This is a genomic window from Streptomyces sp. HSW2009, from assembly GCF_040240285.1.
In the GTDB taxonomy this organism is placed as follows: domain Bacteria; phylum Actinomycetota; class Actinomycetes; order Streptomycetales; family Streptomycetaceae; genus Streptomyces.
In genome coordinates this window covers 1-3,280 of the sequence record NZ_JBEHZD010000719.1, presented here as the reverse complement: position 1 = coordinate 3,280, position 3,280 = coordinate 1, and the positions used below count along the sequence as shown (strand labels likewise).

Here is a 3,280-nt window from a genome sequence, read left to right as displayed (position 1 = left end):
CGTCCCGTGGGCGCGGACTTGTGTATACCCCCCAGCGGCGAGCGGGGCTCCTGGGAAGCCGCGCGTCCACGGGGGTCGGTCGCGCGGCGGGTCTGTTACACCCGGTCCGCGGTGCGCTCCGGGGTCGGGGCGCCGCCTGCGGCGGGGGCGGGCAGTGGCGCCGCGCTCTCGCTGATGCCGAACCGGTCGTGCAGCTTGCGCAGCGGACCCGGCGCCCACCAGCTCTTGGCGCCGAGCAGTCGCATCGAGGCGGGGAGCAGGATGCCGCGGATCAGGGTCGCGTCGAGCAGGATCGCGAGCGGGCCGCCGAGGCCCATCGCCTTCATGTAGCTGATGCCGGACGTCAGCATGACGATGAACACCAGCGACAGGATGACGGCCGCGTACGTGACGACCTTGCCGACCCGCTCCAGGCCGGTGGCGACGGCCAGTTCGTTGTCGCCGGTGCGGTCGTACTCCTCCTTGACGCGGGAGAGGATGAACACCGCGTAGTCCATCGAGAGTCCGAAGCCCAGGGTGCCGACGAGGACCGGGACCGTCCAGTTGATGGCGCCGGTGTTGATGAAGTCACCCACCAGCCACTGGAGGTGGCCGTCCTGGAAGACGAAGACCAGCGAGCCGAAGGTGGCGCTCAGGCTCAGCACGCTCAGCAACATCGCCATCAGCGGCAGCAGCAGGCTGCCGGTCAGCAGGAAGAGCAGAACGTAGGTGCCGATGGCCAGGATGCCGAGCGCGATGGGCAGGTTGTCGGCGAAGACCTCGAAGGTGTCCACGGAGATGGCGGGGTGGCCGCCGACCTTCACCGGGAAGGGGGCGTCGGCGTCGCGGATGTCGCGGACGATGTCCTCACCCTTGGGTGAGAGCCCGTCCACGGCGGGCACCACGCTCAGGTAGGTGGCGGTCTCCGTGCCGTACTGCTTCGAGAAGGGCGACGCCGGGGCGACCTGCTTGCCCTGGGCGTAGCTGCCGGTCAGCGCGTCGACCCGGGCCACGTTCGGCAGCGCGGAGAGCTTGGCCGCGTACGCGTCGATGTCCTGGGTACGCTCGCCGACCGTGCCGATGTTGGTGGCGACGACCTGCATGGCCTGCGCCTCGCGGTTGTTGAAGTCCTCCTGCACCGTCTTGGCGACCTCGGCCGACTGGGCCGACTTGGGCAGGATCTGCTCGTCGGGCAGGCGCAGGTTCAGGTCGCGGACGGGGGAGCCGAGCAGCGCCATCAGGGCGAGCACCGCGACCACCAGCGGCACGGGCTTGCGCATCACGAAGAGCGCCAGCCGGTGCCAGCCGCCCTCGGCCGATGCGGTCGCCGGGCGCGGCTTGCGGCGGATCAGCCGCAGCTTGTCGATGCGCGGCCCGGCCCAGGCCAGCAGCGCGGGCACGATGACCAGGGTGGCGATGGCGGCCATCAGCGAGGTGGCCGCGCCGCCGATCGCGATCGACTGGAACATCCCGAACGGCATCGCCATCAGCGACATGCAGGCGATGGCCAGCGTGACGGCGGAGAAGGTGATGGTGCGGCCGACCTGGCGCATCGTCGCGCGGATCGCGTCGTCGACCTGCTGGCCGCGCTGCAACTCCTCGCGGTACCTGGTGATGAACAACAGGCTGTAGTCGATCGCCAGACCGAGCCCCAGCAGGGTGGTCACGTTGGTCAGCAGGTTGTTCGCGTCGAACCCGAAGGTGATCAGGAAGAGCAGGCCGAACACCAGCAGCATGGTGGCGAGCGCGACTGCGAGCGGGAGGGCGGCGGCGACCAGCGAGCCGAAGATGACCACCAGCACGATCAGGACCAGCGGGAAGACCAGCGTCTCGGCCTTGGCGGCGTCCTTGGCCGACTGGTCGACGTTCTCGAAGTTCATCAGGGCGGTGCCGCCGAGCTTGACCTCAAGCCCGTCGACCTTCCCCGTGTACTTCTCCTTGAGGTCCTGCACCCGGTCGTTGACCTGGTCGAAGTCGCCCAGGATGCGCCCGCTGACCAGCGCCTGCTTGCCCGACTTGCCCTTCAGGGAGGGGGCCTTGCCCGCGCTCCAGTACGAGGCGACGTTCGCCACGTACGCGTTCTTCTCCAGGTCGCCCGTCAGCTTGAGGCCGGCGGCGGTGACGGCGGGATCGTCCACGCCGCGCGGGTCACTGACGACGATGGAGAGGTTGGGGCGGCCTTGCTTGAACTCCTGCTCCAGGATGTCCTCGGTCTTGTGCGATTCGGTGCCGGAGTTCTCGTAACCCCCCATCGTGAGGCGGTCGGTCAGCCCCATCGAGGCCCCACCGACGACGAGCGCGATGATCAAAACGGCCAACAGCACTTTCTTTGGCCTGGGAAGGATCAGGCTCGCGAGTCTGTCGAGCATTTTTCGGAATCTCCTGTCGGGCGGTGCCAGGGAGAGAGAAGCACCGGGCGAGGACTTGTGGAACAACTTGCACTAGACCTATGGAACAGTCTGCACCTCTCCCAAGCTTCGGTGCAACCCGTTCCATAGATTGCCGGTCATCTTCCCGGCGGGGTGTGGTCCATCTCCGCTTGGCGGGCTGGACATCGACGTTTCCGCAGGTGTCGCGGCGGGTCGAGGGTTGCGGAACACCCTTCCCGGGACGGTCAGTTCAATGCGCAACCAAGGGGGGAATGTCACCCGAACGTGATCGGAATCTTCTCCTCCAGTTGCTGTTCCGCCTGCTTTGGTGGGTGTTGTCCACGTGGTGGCTGGCTGTATCGGCGGGCGCCGGGACTCCGTGTGACGGTCGTGCGCGCCTTCGTCGGGGTGTCGTACGGGCCCTTGCTCGGGCCGGGCGTACGGGCCTTCGCCGCACGCGCGGGCCCTTCGGCGCGGGCGGACCCCGCCGTCACACCCACGAGCCGCCACCGGAGCAACCCACCTGCGGTGCATCCACCTGCGGTGCAACCCACCACCGAAGCAGGCCGGCGGGGCAGCGCAACCCTCCGCCGGAGCAACCCAGGGACAGCGCAACCCACCAGTGGTGCAAGCCATGAGCGGAACAACCCTGTTCCAGCGCAACCCTGGGCCAGCGCAACCCTGGGCCAGCGCAACCCCAAGGCGATGCAACCCAAGGCGATGCAACCCAAGGCGCTGCAACCCGCCGGGGACGCCGCGGGGGTTCGGGCCCCGGGTCCGTGTGTTCCACGACGACGGCCCGTCCCCGGGGAGCAGGGGTGGAGCAACGGCGCGGGGGCCCGCGGCCGGGGGGGGGGGGGGGGCCCGGCGGGGCCCCCAACAACACCAAAACGGGGGGCGGTATGCCGCGGGGCGGGAGCCGAACCACCCCA

General features: G+C 69.1%; 1 protein-coding gene. It reads right to left on the bottom strand.

What is annotated here, in order from left to right; genetic code table 11:
• Positions 1-95: 95 nt before the first annotated feature.
• Complete coding sequence (locus AAHZ94_RS31245) at positions 96-2,348, bottom strand: MMPL family transporter (RefSeq protein ID WP_349997085.1); 2,253 nt, start codon at positions 2,346-2,348, stop codon at positions 96-98.
• Positions 2,349-3,280: the final 932 nt, after the last annotated feature.